Source organism: Shewanella sp. 8A (genome assembly GCF_023475945.1).
Taxonomy (GTDB): domain Bacteria; phylum Pseudomonadota; class Gammaproteobacteria; order Enterobacterales; family Shewanellaceae; genus Shewanella; species Shewanella xiamenensis.
Genome location: NZ_JAMDJP010000026.1, coordinates 33,264 through 53,330, shown reverse-complemented (window position 1 = coordinate 53,330; position 20,067 = coordinate 33,264). Strand labels below are relative to the sequence as shown.

General features: G+C 48.2%; 21 protein-coding genes. 14 read left to right on the top strand and 7 right to left on the bottom strand.

Annotated elements, in window-relative coordinates; translation table 11 throughout:
- Positions 1–31 precede the first annotated feature (31 nt).
- Positions 32–493, top strand: coding sequence for a DUF2390 domain-containing protein (locus tag M0413_RS17395; protein WP_249555036.1), 462 nt, complete (start codon positions 32–34; stop codon positions 491–493).
- Positions 494–510: 17 nt separating this feature from the next.
- Here the strand turns inward: M0413_RS17395 and M0413_RS17390 are convergent, their stop codons facing one another.
- Entirely contained in the window at positions 511–918 is a 408-nt protein-coding gene (locus tag M0413_RS17390; protein WP_218677830.1) for a GFA family protein, read from the bottom strand.
- A gap of 88 nt (positions 919–1,006) precedes the next feature.
- Positions 1,007–1,342: a winged helix-turn-helix transcriptional regulator gene (locus M0413_RS17385; RefSeq protein ID WP_088586088.1), complete on the bottom strand. Its 336-nt coding sequence runs from the start codon at positions 1,340–1,342 to the stop codon at positions 1,007–1,009.
- 102 nt (positions 1,343–1,444) lie between these two features.
- On the opposite strand from M0413_RS17385, the gene M0413_RS17380 reads away from it, so the two are divergent.
- Together M0413_RS17380 and M0413_RS17375 are read left to right on the top strand one after the other, a co-directional pair.
- Positions 1,445–2,227, top strand: a complete 783-nt coding sequence (locus tag M0413_RS17380) for an SDR family NAD(P)-dependent oxidoreductase (protein WP_218677831.1) — start codon at positions 1,445–1,447, stop codon at positions 2,225–2,227.
- Positions 2,228–2,297: 70 nt separating this feature from the next.
- Positions 2,298–2,957, top strand: coding sequence for a cupin domain-containing protein (locus M0413_RS17375; protein ID WP_218677832.1), 660 nt, complete (start codon positions 2,298–2,300; stop codon positions 2,955–2,957).
- Between the two features lie 70 nt (positions 2,958–3,027).
- Here M0413_RS17375 and M0413_RS17370 read toward each other — a convergent pair whose 3' ends face one another.
- Together M0413_RS17370 and M0413_RS17365 are read right to left on the bottom strand one after the other, a co-directional pair.
- On the bottom strand, positions 3,028–4,623 hold the full coding sequence (locus M0413_RS17370) for a GMC family oxidoreductase (protein ID WP_218677833.1): 1,596 nt from the start codon (positions 4,621–4,623) through the stop codon (positions 3,028–3,030).
- A 46-nt stretch (positions 4,624–4,669) separates the two neighbouring features.
- Complete coding sequence (locus tag M0413_RS17365; RefSeq protein ID WP_047539290.1) at positions 4,670–5,176, bottom strand: hypothetical protein; 507 nt, start codon at positions 5,174–5,176, stop codon at positions 4,670–4,672.
- Between the two features lie 111 nt (positions 5,177–5,287).
- Here M0413_RS17365 and M0413_RS17360 point away from each other — a divergent pair, with 111 nt between their 5' ends.
- The 3 genes from M0413_RS17360 to M0413_RS17350 all read left to right on the top strand — a co-directional run bounded on the left by M0413_RS17360 (position 5,288) and on the right by M0413_RS17350 (position 7,499).
- Positions 5,288–6,271, top strand: a complete 984-nt coding sequence (locus tag M0413_RS17360) for a hydrolase (RefSeq protein WP_218677834.1) — start codon at positions 5,288–5,290, stop codon at positions 6,269–6,271.
- A 9-nt stretch (positions 6,272–6,280) separates the two neighbouring features.
- Positions 6,281–6,526 carry a YheU family protein gene (locus M0413_RS17355; RefSeq protein WP_047539295.1) on the top strand — a complete coding sequence of 82 codons (246 nt, stop codon included), beginning with the start codon at positions 6,281–6,283 and terminating at the stop codon, positions 6,524–6,526.
- A gap of 85 nt (positions 6,527–6,611) precedes the next feature.
- Entirely contained in the window at positions 6,612–7,499 is an 888-nt protein-coding gene (locus M0413_RS17350; RefSeq protein WP_011071167.1) for a phosphoribulokinase, read from the top strand.
- A 566-nt stretch (positions 7,500–8,065) separates the two neighbouring features.
- Here M0413_RS17350 and M0413_RS17345 read toward each other — a convergent pair.
- Positions 8,066–8,563 (bottom strand): GNAT family N-acetyltransferase, encoded by a 498-nt coding sequence (locus M0413_RS17345; protein ID WP_037414641.1) that lies wholly within the window; start codon positions 8,561–8,563, stop codon positions 8,066–8,068.
- Positions 8,564–8,773: 210 nt separating this feature from the next.
- A complete protein-coding gene (gene pepB / locus M0413_RS17340) occupies positions 8,774–10,066 on the bottom strand; it encodes an aminopeptidase PepB (protein WP_037429045.1) in 1,293 nt (430 codons plus the stop codon).
- 230 nt (positions 10,067–10,296) lie between these two features.
- On the opposite strand from pepB, the gene sfsA reads away from it, so the two are divergent.
- The 8 genes from sfsA to M0413_RS17300 all read left to right on the top strand — a co-directional run bounded on the left by sfsA (position 10,297) and on the right by M0413_RS17300 (position 17,314).
- Positions 10,297–11,001 (top strand): DNA/RNA nuclease SfsA, encoded by a 705-nt coding sequence (gene sfsA, locus M0413_RS17335; RefSeq protein ID WP_088586094.1) that lies wholly within the window; start codon positions 10,297–10,299, stop codon positions 10,999–11,001.
- A 163-nt stretch (positions 11,002–11,164) separates the two neighbouring features.
- Positions 11,165–11,608, top strand: a complete 444-nt coding sequence (gene dksA, locus M0413_RS17330) for an RNA polymerase-binding protein DksA (RefSeq protein WP_037414555.1) — start codon at positions 11,165–11,167, stop codon at positions 11,606–11,608.
- Positions 11,609–11,748: 140 nt separating this feature from the next.
- Entirely contained in the window at positions 11,749–12,645 is an 897-nt protein-coding gene (gene gluQRS / locus M0413_RS17325) for a tRNA glutamyl-Q(34) synthetase GluQRS (RefSeq protein WP_203433850.1), read from the top strand.
- Positions 12,646–12,928: 283 nt separating this feature from the next.
- A complete protein-coding gene (locus M0413_RS17320) occupies positions 12,929–14,230 on the top strand; it encodes a polynucleotide adenylyltransferase PcnB (protein WP_249555042.1) in 1,302 nt (433 codons plus the stop codon).
- Positions 14,230–14,718, top strand: coding sequence for a 2-amino-4-hydroxy-6-hydroxymethyldihydropteridine diphosphokinase (gene folK / locus M0413_RS17315; RefSeq protein ID WP_218677835.1), 489 nt, complete (start codon positions 14,230–14,232; stop codon positions 14,716–14,718). Before M0413_RS17320 ends, folK begins: the two co-directional genes overlap by 1 nt.
- 56 nt (positions 14,719–14,774) lie before the next feature.
- Positions 14,775–15,569 (top strand): 3-methyl-2-oxobutanoate hydroxymethyltransferase, encoded by a 795-nt coding sequence (panB, locus tag M0413_RS17310; protein WP_037429053.1) that lies wholly within the window; start codon positions 14,775–14,777, stop codon positions 15,567–15,569.
- Positions 15,570–15,646: 77 nt separating this feature from the next.
- On the top strand, positions 15,647–16,492 hold the full coding sequence (panC, locus tag M0413_RS17305) for a pantoate--beta-alanine ligase (protein WP_218677836.1): 846 nt from the start codon (positions 15,647–15,649) through the stop codon (positions 16,490–16,492).
- A gap of 294 nt (positions 16,493–16,786) precedes the next feature.
- Positions 16,787–17,314: a hypothetical protein gene (locus tag M0413_RS17300; RefSeq protein WP_023266818.1), complete on the top strand. Its 528-nt coding sequence runs from the start codon at positions 16,787–16,789 to the stop codon at positions 17,312–17,314.
- Positions 17,315–17,414: 100 nt separating this feature from the next.
- Here the strand turns inward: M0413_RS17300 and M0413_RS17295 are convergent, their stop codons facing one another.
- Positions 17,415–19,922, bottom strand: a complete 2,508-nt coding sequence (locus M0413_RS17295; RefSeq protein ID WP_218677837.1) for a S8 family serine peptidase — start codon at positions 19,920–19,922, stop codon at positions 17,415–17,417.
- Positions 19,923–20,067 lie beyond the last annotated feature (145 nt).

Sequence of the window (20,067 nt, the reverse complement as noted above, 5' to 3'; positions counted from 1 at the left end):
TCTGCTGTCGCCTAATAGACAAGGAAGCCGTATGTCGGATGTAACCCCGCTAGACTGCCAAATTTGGCATTGGTGTGATATGAGCTATGGGCAAAACAAAGTGCTTTGCCTTGAGCTTCAAGATAATTGTCAGGTAAATGTGAATCTATTACTGCTAGCGCAGTATTTAGATCTCACCAGTGATGTGGCGGGACCTCGGGAATATTCAACCGAGCAATGGCAACAACTCGTCAATGCAGTATGGGAATGGGATGAAAAGTTTCTCCCCCCCTATCGCCGTCTGCGTCGTCTCGCCAAAGCCAGCCTGAATGCAGCAGAATATCAGCAAATGCTCGATGTTGAGTTGATGATGGAACGCAAGGCGCAGCGCACCATTTTACATGCCATCAATGATTTATCGCCTAGCGGTCAACAAACTAATCTCGTGAGTTACCTCGCGCTATTTGGTTTATCCGCTGCGGATGTTACTGCGCTAGATCTTATCGCACCTTAACTGGCCTCACGCACAGCCTACTTAGTGCGAGCTTGAGGATAACGCTGGCAGTTATCCTCAATGTTAAGCCAGCTCAACTGCTGCTCAGTATAAATATGGTAATTAGGCTGCACTGAATTTGGATCATCTAAGCTGGCGATCGTTAGGGTGAGATAGTTGGGATACTTAGTGTGCCTAAAGGTCAGTGAGCAGCCACATTGGGCGCAAAATCCGCGTCTTACATATTCTGATGAGGCAAACTCAGTGATGTTGCCCTTAAGCCATGTCACCTGCGACACGTTAAAATCCATCCAAGCACCAAAGGCTGCCCCAATACTCTTTTGGCACATGCGGCAGTGACAATAATCCGCATCGAAGGGCTTGCCCTCAATCCGATAACGAATCGCTCCGCATAAACAACCGCCCTCTTGCAAGATCTTAGACATATCCATTAACCCTCATCAAACAGAGCAAAAACCTAATACATTAAGTTACCTTGATTATCTTGTATAACAGGCCAGTCAAGACAGCTCATTACGCATCAATTTCTTGCTGCAATTTTTCCAGCTCATCCAAAATATGCAGAAATTTTTGACCAAACTCCGTCACTTGATATTCGACCCGCGGCGGTAATTCGTTATAGATAATTTTATCTAAGATGCCAAATTCAATGTTCTTTTTTAAACATTGATTCAATACCTTAGTGGAGAGTCCCTCAACCGAACGCACCATTTCTCCAGGCCTTTGGATCCCATTGGCCAACAACTGATAAACCGTTAATGACCATTTACAGCCATAAATCGTCTCCACCATTCGGGCTGAACGCTCAGGCGGCGATTTACGTGAAATTATTTTTTCATTGTTATTCATAAAGATGTACCAAAAAGTACCTGCCTAACCAATTTGTACTTACTGTTCATATAGTTATTGAATCCCTAAGATTACCACCTTGATAATACTTAGGAGTAGCAAATGCAATTTAATACCTCAAATCTGGCCATTATTATTGGCGGTAGCAGCGGCATCGGTTTTGAAACCGCTAAACAACTGGTCAAGCAAGGTGTATCAGTGCTTATCGTGGGTAATCAACAAGAAAAACTCACCGCCGCCGTCGCTGCGCTCAAACAGGAAAATACAACCCCCGAGTTACAGGTCGAGGGGTTTCAAGCCAACCTTTACCAAGCAGCGGATCTTAATCGACTCACTACACACATCAACCAACTCGAGCATAAGGTCGGCTATCTCGTCAATGCGGCGGGGTATTTCAATCCCAAATCCTTTATTGACCACACTGAAGCCGATTACGAACTGTATATGGGGTTAAATAAAGCGCTGTTCAGGATTACCCAAGCCGTGACCCAGAAGATGATCGATGCTGGCGGTGGTAGTATAGTGAACATAGGGTCGATGTGGGCAAAACAAGCGGTTAAAGCCACGCCTTCGTCGGCGTATTCGATGGCCAAAGCCGGGTTACACGCATTAACCCAACACTTAGCGATGGAACTGGCGGACAAGCATATTCGCGTCAATGCGGTTTCACCAGCGGTGGTCAATACGCCAATCTATAACGCTTTTATTCCAAAGGAAGAGCGAGACCAAGTGCTTGCAAGCTTTGATGCTTTTCATCCAATTGGACGAGTCGGCACTCCTGCCGATGTGGCAAATAGCGTGTGCTTTTTGTTATCCAATGACACCAGCTGGGTAACAGGTGCAATTTGGGATATTGATGGCGGCGTGATGGCAGGACGCAACTAAATTCGCGAGTTAATGCACTGCGAGCGACACATAACTAATCATTAGAAAAGGTTAAATCAGGTCTAACACTATGCTTAATATGAACTTTAGTGAACGTATCGTTATTGATACTGAGCAGCAACCTTGGTTGCCAAGCCCTGCTCAAGGGGTGTGGCGTAAACCACTGGAGCGGGAGGCTAAGGAATCAGGGCACACCACCAGCATAGTGAAATATGACGCGGGCTCGCAGTTTACGACCCACCAGCATCCGCAGGGCGAAGAAATCCTTGTGCTCGAAGGGGTATTTTCCGATGAAAACGGTGATTATCCCGCGGGCAGTTATCTTCGCCATCCCCCCGGGAGCCAACATGCTCCTTTTAGCCAAACAGGTTGCGTGATTTTCGTAAAACTTAACCAATTCGATCCGCGAGATCTCGAACTGATCAGAATGAATACTCAGCAGACACCATGGTTACCGGGTATTGGTGGCTTACAAGTCATGCCGTTACACGAGTTCGAGCACCAACAGACCGCATTAGTGAAATGGCCTAAGGGAGAAAAATTTCAACCCCATCGGCATTTTGGTGGCGAAGAAATCTTAGTGTTATCGGGCAAGTTTCAAGATGAGCTAGGTGAATATCCGCGCCACACATGGATACGCAGCCCCCATATGAGCGGCCATTTTCCTTTTGTCGAAGAGGAAACCATTATCTTAGTAAAAACTGGCCATTTACCCATTAGCGCCATGTAACGCTAGCAGACGACTCATTAGGCTTAGACCGCATAAGTGTTAGCGACTGACTTATGCGGCCGAGGAAATATCAGCCTTTGCCATCGGTGAGCTTTTGCGTCAGCGCGGTGGCATTGCGCGCGGTAATACCATAAATCGACAACTGTGGGTTTGCACCTAAGCTAGTCGGGAAGATAGAACCGTCCATCACCGACAGATTATCCAAATAATGTGACTGCCCATAGCTATTGACCATAGAGAGCTTTTCATCTTCGCCGAATGGACAGCCACCCATCACATGGGCCGAGGCCACTACCGTCTTTAGCGGCGCTAAGTCCATTTGGGCTATGCTCTCTTTCGCCTCCTTCCATGACGACAAATAGGGCATACCATCGCTTATAGGCAGCACTTTTAATGCACCTGCCGAAAATTGCAATTCGGCCATGCTGGCGTAGGCTCGCCGCGCTGCCCGCCAAAAAGCGTCGGTTAATGGATAATCTAACGTAAAGCCTGTTGGGGTTAAATGCACTTGCCCGCCTTGACTGTCGGGATGATAACCGTCGCGAACCAAGGCGATAGTCACCTGCAACTGATTAAACTGCGCCATCAACTCAGCATGGCTTAATCCATAACCTATGGTCTTAGAGGCGATCAAAATCGGATGCACTGGCGGCACTTCGAGCTTGTAACCTAACTCGCCATCTGCGCCATTTTTCCAAACAAACTCATCGGAATAGATAGATTGAGGTGCGCCGCTGTGGGCATTAATCGCATCGGCAAATACGCCGCCAGAAAGCACAGTGGGATGTAAAAAGGTTCGTTTGCCCAATAACTGGTAGGGATCGGGCACCTCAGAGCGCATCATTAAGGTCGGCGTGTGGATAGCGCCAGCGCTCAAAATATAGTGTTTGGCTTTAAACAGCAGCTCAACCGCAGTCGGCCTTAAATTAACGTCGAGCGCCTGTGCCTTGAGGGCAAAGACTTGGCCATTATGATGTTCAATCTTAACGACTTTGGCACGGCTAATCAGCTGTGCGCCTTTCTCTAATGCACTCGGAATTGTCGTGACTAGCATCGACTGTTTGGCATTGACTGGGCAGCCCATCCCGCAATAGCCAGTATTCCAGCAGCCCGCCACATTGCGTTTAATGACGGTGTAATCCCAACCTAGATTGATACAGCCTTGCTTGAGTGCACCGTTATTACGGTTAGGCTCATAATTCCATTCGTGGATATTGAGCCGCTGCTCCATCTGCTCGAACCAAGGCGCGAGGGTTTCAGGATCGAGTCCGGCTACCGATTTATGCTGTGCCCAAAAGGCTAAGGCTTCCTTTGGTGTACGAATGGAGGTGGTCCAATTGATGGTCGTCGAGCCGCCCACGGCGCGACCTTGGAAAATACCAATCGCTTTATCGGCGGTTTTCATCGCCGCCGCCTGTTGATACAAATTCGGATACGCGACCCGCTCCTCCATATTAAAATCGCTGGAGGATTTAAGCGGCCCCGCTTCTATCATAATCACACTTAGCCCAGCTTGGGTGAGGATCTCCGCCGCAACGCCGCCACCTGCGCCCGTGCCCACAATCACCACATCGGCTTCAAATTGTTGGTTTTCTTGCAGCTGACTGGCATCGGTATGTAACCAACCGGAATTTAAGCCTGTCACTATGGGATCTATGATTGCCACTTGGAATACTCCATCTTCACATTATTGTTATTATTAGAAATTAGGCCTATTTGAACAACTCAGGCTTGGCGTAGTGGAGTCGGCTCCAATGCTCAGGACAAGCGTAATAACTGGCCATCACTAATTCTCGCAGGCCTAAATAAGCCGTTTGCAATAACGCAAAGTAGCTGTGACGCCAAGTCTCGAGCATTTGGGTCAACTCGGCGGGAGAGCGCATTAACAGTGGCGTCATGCTTGAGGTCAGTAGCAATAATCCAAGGCGATTCTCGAGCATATCGAGTAGTTCAAATAACTCGGACTGCTGTTCATCTGGCAACACAGCAATCGATTGTTTAATGGCATCTAAGGTGCGATTTTGCGCCGCCACCTTATGGGTTGCCACATCAGGCAAAGCCCCATCAAGCATCACAGGCAACAGCACACTGAATAATAAGCGGTAGTCTTTCCCCTCGCCTTCATCGGGTAGACTAAATTCGGGAGAATAAAGATTCACCCCTAGGGCTATCGCCGCTGTACCAGCAAACGCACCCAGTAAAAAGGTTCGTCTATTCATCAATGTCTCCCCAAGACGCTTAGTGTTAAATTACTGTGCTACAATGACCGCGAACCTAAATTAAACACACGTTTTAATTTTCAGCAATAGTTGATGCCAAGATAAGATCCCATGCCAAACGCTTTTACACCGCCTTGGTGGGCCAAAAGTCCCCATGTACAAACCATTTTGCCCGTATTCACTAAAGTGGCCAAACCTGTGCTTAAGCGACAGCGACTCGAACTTCCCGATGGCGATTTTATCGATTTAGATTGGCAAGCTAGGCCAGAAATCGGTAAACCCATTGTGATTATCATTCATGGATTAGAGGGCAGCGCCCAGTCCCATTATGCCAGACGCATTCTGCAAGCCTGTAAAGAACAAGAGTTAGCCGCCGTGGTTCACCATCATAGAAGCTGCTCAGGTGAAGCCAATCGTCTCGCCCGCAGTTACCACAGTGGCGATACCGACGATTTGCAGTTTAGCCTAAGCCAGCTGCAACAAACCTATCCGCAATCACCTTTATTGGCCGTAGGTTACAGCTTAGGCGGCAACGTGTTGACCAAATATCAAGGCGAATATCAAGAGCACAGCCTGTTGAGTCGCGCTGTAGTCGTGTCGGCGCCGCTGCAATTATCGGCCTGTGCAAAACGCTTAGAAAATGGCTTTTCAAAGGTGTATCAAAGCCATTTAATCAAACAGTTACAGCATAAAGTCAATCAAAAGCTTGCTGACCCCGATCTGGCGGGTGCGATGGCATTGAGCCCAATGCAAGTTGCTAATCTCAATACTTTTTATGACTTTGACGATAAAGTCACCGCCCCGCTCCATGGATTTTTAGGTGTAGAAGATTACTATACCCGCGCCAGCGGCTTACCCTTTGTTAGCCGAATCACTAAGCCTACGCTAATTATGCATGCCAAGGACGATCCCTTTATGACGGATGAGGTCATCCCGCATCCCAGCCAGCTTTCCGAACATGTGGAATATGAGTTACATGCCCATGGCGGCCATGTTGGTTTTATCGAAGGCGGCACGCCATGGAAGCCACGCTATTATTTAGAGCGGCGCATTTTAGACTTTTTACTCGCCAATGATGCGTCATCGGCACCTTAAGGAACCCGAATGCTTATCCCCTACAATGCCTTACTCCAACTCCCCAAAGAGACCTTAGTCAATTTGATCCGCGAATATTTGTTAGGGCAAGTGGAAGATGGAAGTTTTACTAGCCTAGATGAGCAAGAACTATCAAGCGCAATAGTGCAATGCCAACAAGCACTTAAACAAGGTAAACTTGTCTTAGAATACAGTGAAGAGGATGAGTCCTTTGCCATTCGTCACGCTGACCAAGTGGCCAAACGGCAAGATTGACCATTAGTATCCCTGTGCCGTATAAATAGCTTATACGGTTTATCGCTCCCACTGAGCGGCTCTTTATGGTGCCTAGGTAGAAAAAATGTCAGCAAAACATCCAATTATTGCAGTTACAGGCTCATCTGGGGCAGGAACCACCACAACCACCACCGCCTTTAGTCATATTTTTCGCCAACTTGGAATCAATGCCGCCTTTGTAGAAGGGGATAGTTTTCATCACTATACCCGCGCAGAGATGGAAGTGATGATCCGTAAATCCCAAGCCGAGAATCGTAACCTGAGCTATTTTGGCCCCGAGGCCAATAACTTTGCCCGCCTAGAACAATGCTTTCGCGATTATGGCGCCACGGGCCAAGGTGAAACCCGCAGCTACTTACACACCTTTGACGAAGCCGTACCCTTTAACCAAATGCCTGGCACCTTCACCCAATGGCGTCCACTGCCCGAAAACACCGATATGTTGTATTACGAAGGCTTACATGGTGGCGTAGTCACGGGCGATGCCAATGTGGCCCAGCATGTGGATTTGCTGATCGGCATGGTGCCTATCGTCAACTTAGAGTGGATCCAAAAGATCATTCGCGATACATCGGAGCGTGGCCATAGCCGCGAAAAAGTCATGGGCTCAATCGTCCGCAGCATGGACGATTATATTAAGCATATGACGCCGCAATTTTCGCGCACCCATATCAACTTCCAACGGGTGCCGACGGTAGATACCTCTAACCCCTTTAGCGCCAAAGATATTCCAAGCCTAGATGAAAGCTTTGTGGTGATCCGTTTTCGCGGCATCAACAACGTCGACTTCCCCTATTATTTGAGCATGATCCAAGGCTCCTTTATGTCACGGGTTAACACCTTGGTGGTGCCGGGTGGCAAAATGTCGCTCGCAATGGAGCTGATCCTTACACCGCTGATTAAAGATTTGATGGAAAAACGCCAACAGCTTAATAGTCCGCAGGCGAACTGAGATAGCGTTAACGTTTGACTAAAGGCTAATGAAATAAAGCCTTTTTGAGCAATAGATTAAGTTTGATTTAAGCCATTGAAGTTAATCTTATTGGCATCGGGATTTCAGGCGAAAGAACGATAGTTGGCATACTCTTGGGAGTTAATTCCCCCATCTTGATCTGTTGATTCCCTTGAGTATGTCAGCAACCCCATTCAGCGTTAAGTCTTAGCTGTTAATTCCACATCCATGCTTGATCTGTTGATTCCCTTGAGTATGTCAGCAACCCCATTCAGCGTTAAGTCTTAGCTGTTAATTCCACATCCATGCTTGATCTGTTGATTCCTTTGAGTATGTCAGCAACCCCTTCAAAGCTTTTAGTTGTAGCAGTTAATTCCACTTCAATGCTTGAACTGTTGATTCCCTTGAGTATGTCAGCACCGCTGAACCAAATAGGTTCTAGGTTCTAGGTTCTAGGTTCTAGGTTCTAGGTTCTAGGTTCTAGGTTCTAGGTTCTAGCAGCCAAGCGCTCTCGCAGTTGCGAAGCAACGCCCTAGATTCTAGCAGCAGCGTTTTTTTGCTGCACCCTAGCAAGCCAGATTTTTATACATCACCATACATTCCAAGGCGATACCGCGGGGTGAGCAATAGATAGACTCTTCCTCAAAACCTTCACCACCGAAACCGCAGTGGCGATAAAATTCGACCGCATTTAAAGTAGATTCTAATCGTAATTGAGCGATGCCTAAGTTAAAGGCTTTTGTTTCAATAAATTGCAGTAACGACTTGCCGACACCTAAGCCCATCGCCTCGGGAGCAACGAACAGCGCCTCGACCTGAGCATAGGGTTCATCCAGCATAATGGTACCAACCAAAGTGCCTTCTTGAGTCTCATCATCAAGGATTTCAGCCACATAAAAATGCGCGCCCACCATACGACGAAAAGATTCGGTCAATTCGCCCTGCATCCAAATCTGCAAGTCATCTTGAGCATAAAATCCGGCGCAGCCTTTATTAATCGCCGCATTGCGAATGTCCCAGCAAGCCTTAGCATCTAATTGCGTTGCTTTACGTATCCTTAGCATAGTCATCCCGATAAATAGCCCTAGCCCTAGCTGTGGCCATAACCATAGCCAACCGCTAATACGCTGAATCATAAAATAAACATATAAAGACTCATACTGCCCACGCTTTAATTTTATGCAATAAAAAACCGCCCGAAGGCGGTTTTAATACAATAAGAAGCTTTACTTGCAAGCTTAGCCGCAAAAGCAAACTCAGTCGCGAAAGCAAACTTAGCCTTTAATCAGCTCGCTGATGGTCAGCACGCCGTGGGTGGTCGCGCCAGCGCCCCATAGTGCAGAAGCAGAATCTTCGAAGGCGGCCGCTAAATCCACGTGTAACCACTTGGCTTCTGGCGAAACGAAACGCCACAGGAAGCCGGCCGCATTCGAGGCACCGCCAGCACCACCGCCCTTCACTGGGCGGCTGTTTGCCGTGTCAGCATAAGCCGATGGACACATGTCTTTATGCCAAGGATCCAATGGCAATGGCCATACACGCTCGGCTACTGTCGAGGCTTTTTGTTGCGCCAGTTGTAACACTTCAGTCTGTGGCGAGAAAATCGCGTTGTAGTTAGAGCCCACCGCCATTACCGCCGCACCAGTTAAGGTTGCCGCATCGATAATAAAAGGAGCACCCGTCGCAGAAGCCGCTTGCAGACCATCGGCCAGCACTAAACGCCCTTCGGCATCGGTGTTAACCACTTCAACTGTGACGCCATTTTTGTAGGTGAGGATATCACCCAGCTTATAGGCACGGCCGCTGATCAGGTTTTCAGCGCAGCAGAGGAATAACTTAACGCGTTTGTTCAGGCCCGATTTAATCGCCAAACCTAAAGCGGCAGTAACAGTGGCGGCGCCGCCCATATCACACTTCATGCCCAGCATGCCTTCAGAAGCTTTAATGCTGTAACCGCCGGAGTCGAAGGTAATCCCTTTACCGACCAAGGCAACAGATACTGGAGCATCGGCTGACAGCGGGTTAAAGTCTAGCTCTAACATCGCAGGTGGACGCTCACTGCCGCGACCTACAGCATGAATACCAATCCATTGCTCTGCTAATAATGCTTCACCTTCAATAATACGGTAACTGACCTTGGCACCACCGAGTTCGGCTAACCATTTGGCCGCTTGCTGCGCCAATTTCACTGGCGACAGATTTTCAGGAGTATCGTTGATCAGTTGACGGGCAAATGTCGCGACTTCTAAGCGACATTGTAACTCGGCTTGCACAACTTCATCGCCGCACCATTGGATCTTGTAACCGGGTTTGGCTGTGGCAAAACCTTGGGCGAAGACCCATTGGCTATTTAGATCCCAAAGAGAACCCACCAATGCGACGGTATTAATCCCTTGATTACGTAATTTACGCGCCGCCATTTGAATTTGGCGTAACTCATCGCCGCCACCTAAGTGGACTAATGCGCCTTCGCCATTGAAGGTCACATCGGCTTTGCCCCAATGGGCTGCTGGGGTATCTTTGGTTAACTCAACTCTCATCACTTCAGTCACTTTACGTTCACTCATGAGGGGTCCTTATTTTAATTTGTTCTTGCTCTTATACCCATGCAAGTTGAGGTGAGACGTCCTGCATCCTCAGGCTTTTGGGGTACACACAATACAACGGGGTTGGCGGCAGTTTACTGCTAGCAGGCAAGGACTGAAAGCCATCGGCCTAAGTTACCGAGGTAAAATCTGTAAACATTTGCGAAATTTGTTAGTCTTTGGCGCCAGAATCAACTAGCTACAGGGATCACATGCACTTTACTCCAGCACTGAAATCGGGAAAGCTACTTAAGCGCTACAAACGCTTTCTCGCCGATATTCAACTCGAAGACGGCAGTGAAATCACCCTGCATTGCCCCAATACTGGCTCAATGCGCAACTGCCTATTCCCCGGTGAAACAGTGTGGTTTTCTACCTCCAGCAACCCTAAGCGCAAATATGCCAACACATGGGAGTTAATGACTACACCAACAGGTGGCCTTATTGGTATTCATTCGGGCAATGCCAACGCCCTAGTCGAGGAGGCACTTAATAAAGGTATTATCACTGAACTTAAAGGTTACGACAGCTTAAGTCGCGAAGTGAAGTACGGAGATGAAAATAGCCGTATCGATATCTTGCTGGAAGCTGCTCAAAAACCCGCCTGCTATATAGAAGTCAAAAGTTGTACTTTGCTTGAGGATGGACAAGGTTATTTCCCCGATGCAGTGAGTCTTCGCGGCCAAAAACATCTGCGGGAATTAATGCACATGGCGAGCCTTGGGCATAGAGCCGTCTTGCTATTTGTGGTGCAACATACTGACATTATGAGTGTTGCACCAGCGGCACACATTGACCCTGAGTATTCTAACCTATTGAAAAAAGCTATTTTATCAGGTGTAGAAGTACTAGCGTATCGCTGCGAAATATCCCCCGATGAGATACATCTGGCCCAATCATGCCCAGTCCGAGTATGATGTTAAGATTGAGTAAAATACTTTTTCATTTCAATTAGCGAAGGCAGTCAAAAAATTCTGTCAAGGTGAAACGAAAAATTTGCCTCGTTGTAAAGATTCTGATATAGATAGCGGCCGTTCTTAAGGACGCCCTACAAACGCAAATGATGACAGGAGATGCGTTATGCCTGAAGGCACCAAAAAACTTGGCGTACTCGCTATCGCAGGTGTAAGTCCCTACCAGGAAAAACCCGGTGAGGAGTATATGAACGCTAAGCAACTGGGTCACTTCAAGATCATTCTTGAAGCTTGGCGCAATCAGTTGCGTGAGGAGGTCGACCGTACTCTGAGTCATATGCAGGATGAAGCAGCAAACTTTCCCGATCCTGTGGACCGTGCAGCGCAGGAAGAAGAGTTCAGTCTCGAATTACGTGCGCGTGACAGAGAACGTAAACTGATCAAGAAGATCGAAAAAACTCTCCAGAAAATCGAAGAAGACGATTTTGGCTTCTGCGATTCTTGCGGTATCGAAATCGGCATTCGCCGTCTCGAAGCGCGTCCAACAGCCGATCAGTGTATCGACTGTAAAACGCTTGCAGAGATCAAAGAGAAGCAAATGGCGGGTTAATCGGCCATCCTAGGCGGGGAGTTCCCCGCCTACTTGTTTGTGCATCTTGCATAAACATCCTCTCGTTTCACTTCGCTTTTTTTGTTAGTATCCCCCTAAAATACAGCCACTTTGACTGGTTATTCCTGCAAATTCCTATGATGGCGACTCACTCTTGCAACACTTCCGCTTTACATCCTTATGTTGGCCGTTTTGCGCCTTCGCCCTCAGGAGCATTGCATTTTGGCTCGCTAGTCGCCGCCCTTGGTAGTTATCTGCGGGCGCGCTCAGAGGGAGGAAAGTGGTTAATACGCGTTGAGGATATTGATCCACCTAGGGAAGTTGCTGGCGCCGCCGATGATATTTTACGCACCTTAGAGGCTTATGGTTTCGAATGGGACGATGCGGTGCTGTACCAGAGTGCGCGCACCGAGGCCTATCAGGCCAAACTCGATGAGTTACTCGCTGAGGATAACGCCTACTTCTGCCAATGCAGCCGCAAACAAATTCAAGCCATGGGTGGAATTTATGATGGCCGCTGCCATCGGTTAGCCACGCCACATCACAGTGGTGCGATTCGGCTAGTTAATCGCGCTCAAGTGGCCGAGTTTACCGATAACCTGATGGGAAAAGTGATTGTAGATCGAGCCTTTGCTGCTGAAGATTTTATTATCAAACGTAGTGATGGACTTTATGCCTATCAACTCGCCGTAGTGCTGGATGACGCCTACCAAGGCATTACCGAGGTGGTGCGGGGCTACGATTTAATCGAAGCCAGTTGTCGCCAATTAAGCCTATATCAAACCTTTGGTCTAACCGCGCCGCAGTGGTTGCACTTACCGCTCGCCAGTTTAAGTCCGGGTTTTAAGCTGTCAAAACAAAATCACGCGCAGGCTATCGATAAACAGCATCCGCAAGCGAGTCTCAATGCAGCCCTCGCCTTTTTGGGTCAAGCACCAGTAGAGCTCACAACTGCGCCGCAAATGCTGGCCCAGGCAGTGGCCCAGTTTGAACTGACGGCAATCCCTAAACAGCGGGAAATCCTGATCGCCCCTTAAAGCCTGACGGGCAAGTTCTCGACCTAAAAGCATCATGTTATCAGCGCTAAGTCGTGGCATAGCTCAAAAATCGCGATATACCCATCGGGACGCAATTGGTATATCATAGCCGCCAGATTTTTAATCACATAACAGATACATTCCGAGGTGTCCCATTTTTCGCCGTATTAGCCAATTCTGCAAGCAGCTATTTGAAGACGCGCCTAAAACGACCGCTCCAACTCCAGCTCAGATTGAACCCCAAACGCCCGAACTCACATCTGGCGGCTTAAGCTTGGCGATCGTGCCTCGGGATGCGCACACCATTTCCCGAAAGCAAATCAGTGAAAATGCGCTTAAGGTACTATATCGACTGAATAAAGCTGATTTCCAAGCCTATTTAGTCGGTGGGGGTGTACGGGATTTGCTCCTTGGGCTTGAACCGAAAGATTTTGACGTAGTTACCAATGCAACGCCGGAAGAAATCAAAAAACTGTTCCGCAATTGCCGTGTTGTTGGTCGTCGATTCCGCCTCGCCCATATTGTATTTGGCCGCGATGTCATTGAGGTGGCAACTTTCCGTGGCCACCACGGTGAAAGCAACGAAAAAATATCTAAAGCTAATGCCGAAGGACGTTTACTTAGGGATAACGTATATGGAGAAATCGATGAAGACGCCGAGCGCCGCGATTTTACCGTCAACGCCCTTTACTACGATATTAGCGACTACTCTATCCGCAGCTATGGCGGTGGCATGGAAGATCTTAAAGCCGGCACCTTAAGGCTGATTGGCGATCCCGAAACCCGTTACCGCGAAGATCCAGTGCGAATGCTCAGAGCCGTGCGTTTTGCCACTAAGCTCAGCATGACAATTGATGAAGTAACTGCTAAACCAATCAAACAGTTAGCACCACTGCTCAAAGATATTCCTGCCGCCCGCATGTATGAAGAAGTGCTCAAACTCTTCTTCGCCGGCAAAGCCATGGCAAACTTTGAGATGATGCAGGAATATAAACTGTTTGCGCCCTTATTTCCTCAGGTTGACGCCCTATTAAAAGAAGCGCCTAAAGGTCCGGCAATGAAGATGGTGCAAGCCATCATGAAGAGTACGGATGATCGTGTTAATGAAGATAAGCCCGTCACGCCATCGTTTTTCTATGCGGCGATTCTCTGGTATCCACTGCGCCAACGCGCCGAAGATATTGCTGTTGAAAGTGGCCTTACTTTATATGATGCCTTTTTCGCCGCCATGGGCGATGTGATGGAGCAGCAATGCCAAACCATTAGTATTCCTCGCCGTTTTAGCACACCAGCCAAGGATATCTGGCAACTACAACTTCGCTTTGAGCGCAGCCAAGGCACGCGCGCCTTTAAACTGTTAGAGCATCCGAAGTTTAGAGCGGCATACGACTTACTGTTACTGCGTGGCGAAGTCGAAGGGGGCAATCTGGCCAAGAGTGCAGCCTGGTGGCAACAGTTTGTTGAAGCGGATGAAACCGAGCGTTTGGCGATTGCCCGCAGCGGTAATAAAGCCTCGAGCAGCCGTAATCGCAATTCACCTCAGCGTCGCCGTCGCCGCCCAAGTGCAGCCAAAGCCGAAGAATAATGACTCAAGTGTTTGTCGCCCTTGGAGCGAATCTTGAAGATCCCCAAGCACAGCTGGACAATGCCGTAGCGGCCTTGTCCGTCTTGGCTGAACATCAGAGTCTCAAGGTATCGCCCTATTACGGCTCCACCCCCATGGGGGACGTAGTGCAACCCGACTATATCAATGCCGTTGCCAGCTTTGAGACCTCTCTGGCGCCCATCGCCCTGTTAGATGCACTGCAAGAGATTGAAAACACTCAGGGCCGCGTCCGTAAAGAACGTTGGGGCCCCAGAACCTTAGATCTCGACATACTCTTATATGGCGATGCCATTATCGATGAGCCCAGACTCAAAGTGCCGCACTACGGCATGAAGGAGCGTAGTTTTGTGCTAGTGCCCTTGGCGGCCATTGCACCGGATCTGGTGTTACCCTGTAAAACGCCGCTACGCAGCCTTATCAGTGAAAAATTCTTGGCCGAGTTACAACTACTGGGCAATGATCATTGAAGTCAGCCCCCAGTTAGCTTATAACACCACTTCCATTTGGTTTGAAGATCACCCATATGTCTAAAGTTACTAGCTCAACCCTGTTGAAATACAAACAGGAAGGTAGAAAATTCACCGCTCTGACAGCCTATGATGCCAGCTTTGCCAGCGCGTTCGACGGCGAAGGCATCGATGTGCTACTGGTCGGCGATTCTTTGGGAATGGTTCTGCAAGGCCACGATGATACGCTGCCCGTCACGACAGCCGAAATCGCCTATCACACTCGTTGTGTGCGTCGCGGTATCGAGCGATCACTGCTGATCGCAGACATGCCGTTTATGAGTTACGCCACGCCAGAACAAGCCATGGAAAACGCCACCGCACTAATGCAGGCGGGTGCCAATATGGTCAAGCTGGAAGGCGGTCACTGGTTACTCGAAACGGTTACTAAACTGACCGAGCGCGGTATTCCTGTCTGCGCCCACTTGGGCCTCACCCCGCAATCGGTACACGTTTTTGGCGGTTTTAAAGTGCAGGGCCGCGATGCTGAAAATGCCCAGCGCATTCTCGATGAAGCTAAGGCCTTAGAGGCGGCAGGCGCGCAGCTGTTAGTGGTTGAATGTATTCCAGCATCGCTTGCTACCGCCATTACTCAAGCATTAACTATCCCTGTAATTGGCATTGGCGCGGGCGCCAGCACCGATGGTCAGATTCTGGTGATGCACGACGTGCTTGGTATTTCGAGTGGTTATATTCCACGTTTTTCAAAGAACTACCTCAAGCAAACGGGCGAAATCCGCTCGGCGGTTCGCGCTTATATTGAAGAAGTGGCCAATGGCACCTTCCCGAGTGCAGATCACACGTTCAACTAAGAGTGCTAGCACTCATAAAGCTAAATTGTGCTAAGCACACAGACTACTCATTTTAGGTTTTAGCAAGGTAAGAGTTAATGATCACTAGCGCCCATATCGATGATATTCGTACTCAAGTGCGAGCATGGCGTGCCAAGGGCGAGACTGTCGCCTTTGTGCCGACCATGGGCAATCTCCATCAGGGACACATCACCTTAGTGAAAGAAGCGGCGAAGAAATGCGATCATGTAGTCGTCTCTATCTTCGTCAATCCCATGCAGTTTGGGCAAAATGAAGATCTCGATGCCTACCCGCGCACCTTAGAGGCCGATAGCCAAGCCTTAACCGCAGCGGGCGCCGAACTGTTGTTTACCCCAACACCGGCGATTATTTACCCCAAAGGGTTAGCGCAGCAAACCTATGTTGAAGTCCCAGGGATCTCCGATGTGCTCTGCGGTGCCAGTCGTCCCGGCCACTTCCGTGGCGTCGCGACCATCGTTTGTAAACTGTTCAACATAGTGCAGCCCGATGTCGCGTTTTTTGGCAACAAGGATTATCAACAACTGTTAGTGATCCGCACTATGGTTGAAGACTTGTCACTGCCGATTGAAATTATCGGTGTGGATACCATTCGTGAAGCCTCAGGTTTAGCCATGAGTTCACGCAATGGCTACCTGACGGCGGAAGAAAAAGTCGCGGCGCCGGCGCTGAAAAAAGCTATCGATGCCATGGCGCAAGGCATTAAGCAAGGCGTGAGCATCGAACAAGTCACCGAGGAAGCCAAAGCGAGCCTTATCGCCGCAGGCTTTACGCCGGATTATTTAGAAGTTCGCCATGCCACTACGCTGGCCAATGCGGAAACTACGGACCAAGCACTGGTGATTTTGGCAGCCGCTTACCTAGGTAAGGCGCGCCTGATCGATAACCTGCGCTTCGACCGCTAAACATTGATTTTCGCGAGAGAGAAAGGAGCTTAGGCTCCTTTTTTGTTTGAATATTCCAGCCCGAATTTACGCCATTCCATCACGCGTCAAAAAAATTCCATCGTCAAAAAACTGGTATTTTTCTTAAAGTTACGCCATAGTAGTCGCGGATGTTAAATTTGAGTAACAAGTATTCCTGCCCCTCAATCTGATAACTGCTAGAGTTAAATAAGACTTAAGTACCAGCCTTAGTCTGACTGTGCATCAATACTGAAGTGTTATTCTTTATCGCGTATACAAAGGATTTGTCACCGAATGGCAAGACTCATAGTGACTCTGATTTGCGTAGCTCTGCCAACAACGGCACTTGCAAATACCGTCTATAAATGTCGCAAGGACGATAAAGTCGTCTTTAGCCAAACCGCCTGCCCACAGGAATATAGCCAACATAAAATCGAATATCAGTTGGGTATCACCACGGAAATTGATTCGGATAAACGCGAAACCAAGGTCGACCCTCTGCAAGCCTTGCTAAATAGCCAAACCTTATCCAAGGAAAAACTACTGCAATTGCTGGATGGCGAACTTTATCGCTTAAAACAAGAAAATACTTACTTCGAAATACTGAGAGCGAGTGAGTTACAAAAACTCGAGCGCCAAAGGTATTGGCAAAGTAAAGAAAAGAGTGACCCCGATTATTTAAAGCAACTGACTAAGATTAATGATCATTTTGATGAACTCACCACAATCAATCGCCAACTTATACAACAATTATCGGATAGAAAAACCCAAATAAATGCCGATGTAGAACACGAAGCTCCCAAAAAGAATGACACGCATTAGTTAAGCAACAAACGTAAATGTTAACTATCGACTAAACAGATAGTTAGGGGCAGAAAGCAAAAAGGCGACCTTTCGGTCGCCTTCATTTTTAAGGACTAAATTAGAATGTTGCTACTACTGGTGCAGAACATAAGGTTCCAGTGGTTTCACATACTTGGTAAGTCACACTTGATGCAGACGTAGTGAAGCGATCACGATAGTTGCCATCGTTCTCAGTTGTCACCACTAACTGACCGTCACGGTATAGAGCAACACTTTCGCCTAATGCACTATCCCATTCAATATCTACCATAGCGCTACCACGGCGTGATACCAATGCGCGACTGACGGATGCGTTGATACTATGCTCATAAACTTGAACTTCCATGGTCACAGTATTGCTGTGTTCCATTGAGTCAGTCACAGTGAGGGCCACAGTGTAAGTACCTGCCGCAGCAAATACATGGCTAGGGTTCATTTCAGTTGAAGTTGAACCATCACCAAAATCCCAGCTGTAGCTCACGATATCATCGTTCGCATCGGTACTAGTGTTAGTAAAGGCGACACTTAAACCTTCAACTGCATACTCGAAGCCCGCCACTGGTGCCGCTGGAGATGCTTCGCCTAAGCCGCTGATCACTAAGCCCCAGTTATTAAGAGTACCAGTGTCAGCCGCTGCATTGTCATCTACTGATAATGACCAAGTACCCCGTGCGTTTTCACCATCAAACGCGCTTAAGTCCCAGCTCTTAACAATGTTGTCAGCGCTGCCGCCATCACGGTTATGTAGAACCACTTCAGTACCTGCTGGTGAAGTTAACACAACGCGTAAGTCACCAATCCAAGTGTGGCTGATATTGACATCGGCGGTCACGCCAAAAATCTGCACATCATCAGTAACTTCAATCGTGCTCACAATACCACTAGCATTGTTATCAGGGATAGCAACAGCATTCTCATTGCCATAGGTAAAGTCATTTAATCCTTGAGGGAACACATTCAGTGAAACGACTTTAGCCTTTTCAATGGTGCCATCGGTACCTGTTACTGTAATGCTGTAATCACCCCAAGCTGTTTGCGCCGTTGTCGCAACATCTAAGGTAAATGAACCACCAGCTGAAACAGTTGAGGCTGATAAGGACACACCTTCTAGCGCTGGAGAAACCGAGACAGAAAGAGCTACATCGCCTTCCCATCCTGCAACGCTACCAACACTAAAGTTATAGCTTGCAGTGCTACCCGCTTCGACAGATTGTGATACTGGCGATACGGTAAACTTGTAGCTAGGAGATGGGTTAGCCTGCTCGAGTGCGTTAGCCACATTGAGGCGAGTACCAGCCACGGTTTTACCTGTTAAATCTGCATTAGCATCACCTGATGCCATCAGTAAGGATTTCATTTCTACTGGTGAGAGATCTGGATTTAATGACCACACCAGAGCTGCGGCGCCGGTGACATGTGGAGTTGCCATAGAGGTACCAGAATACGTCGCGTAACCACCACCTGGAACAGTAGAGAGAATCGCGGAGCCTGGTGCTCCCATATCGACGCTAGTTAAACCCCATTGTGAGAAGTCTGACATACGGTCATTACGATCCGTACTTGCAATCGAGAGGACAACGTCAGAATCGTAGCTTGAGGGATAATGTGGGCTCGCATCGTTATCGACCGCGTCATTACCCGCTGCTGCAACGAATAAAATGCCTGCTTCACCACCCGCTTCAATCGCATCTTTTAAGGCTTGGCTAAAGCTACCGCCGCCCCAAGAGTTGTTGGTGGCTTTGATATCCACACCATGGTTAACCTTCAGATCCGTAAAGTAATCTAAACATGCAATAGCGCCAGCTGTAGAACCATAACCATCGGCATCAAGGAACTGACAGGCGGCAATTTTAACGTCCCAGTTCACCCCAACGACACCCACACCATTGTTGCCTTTAGCACCAATAGTGCCTGATACGTGAGTACCGTGACCATTACCATCCATTGGGTTACCGTTATCATTTACCGCACTGTAACCGTGAATATCATCGATCACGCCGTTACCATCGTCATCGATACCATTACCTGGAATTTCGCCAGCGTTAACCCACATGTTGGCTTGCAAATCTGGGTGATTGTAATCAACCCCAGTATCGATAACCCCAATCACCACATCCGAGCTACCCGTGGTGATTTCCCAAGCCTCTGGCGCGTCGATATCTGCATCGGCACTACCGCCATTTTGGCCAGTGTTGTTCATGCCCCACAGGCTAGCAAAGCTTGGGTCATCGGGTGTGCCTATCGCCTTAAGAATGTAGTTGGGTTCTGCATATTTTACCGCTGGATGACGACTAATCACCTTAATCGCATCTTCAATATTAGCGCCTTTACGCAGGGCTAAACGGGCAAGTTTACCATTGAGTAAATGCTGGAATTTATCGTCTACGCCATCAGCATTTGCATCGGTTAAGGTGCCGCGAATTAAACGCTGTGCTGCTGCACGTTCGGCTTTAGTCACATTATCTTTGTACACCACAAGGATGGCGTCTTTTTCATAGACTGGTGCATCTTTTGCCATTGCAGGCACCGCTGACAACGTCATCGCCCCTGCAATTGCTAACGCCAATGGTGAGAGTTTTATTGACATACTTAAGCTTCCTATAGTCCTTTACGTTGAAATTCTGGAACGGCAATTACGCAGCCACCATTCAAAGTGAGATGGATAAAAACGACGAATTTCCAGCATGTTTGCCTGCAAATTGTTGCCATAATGTTTCAATTTAAAAAAGACG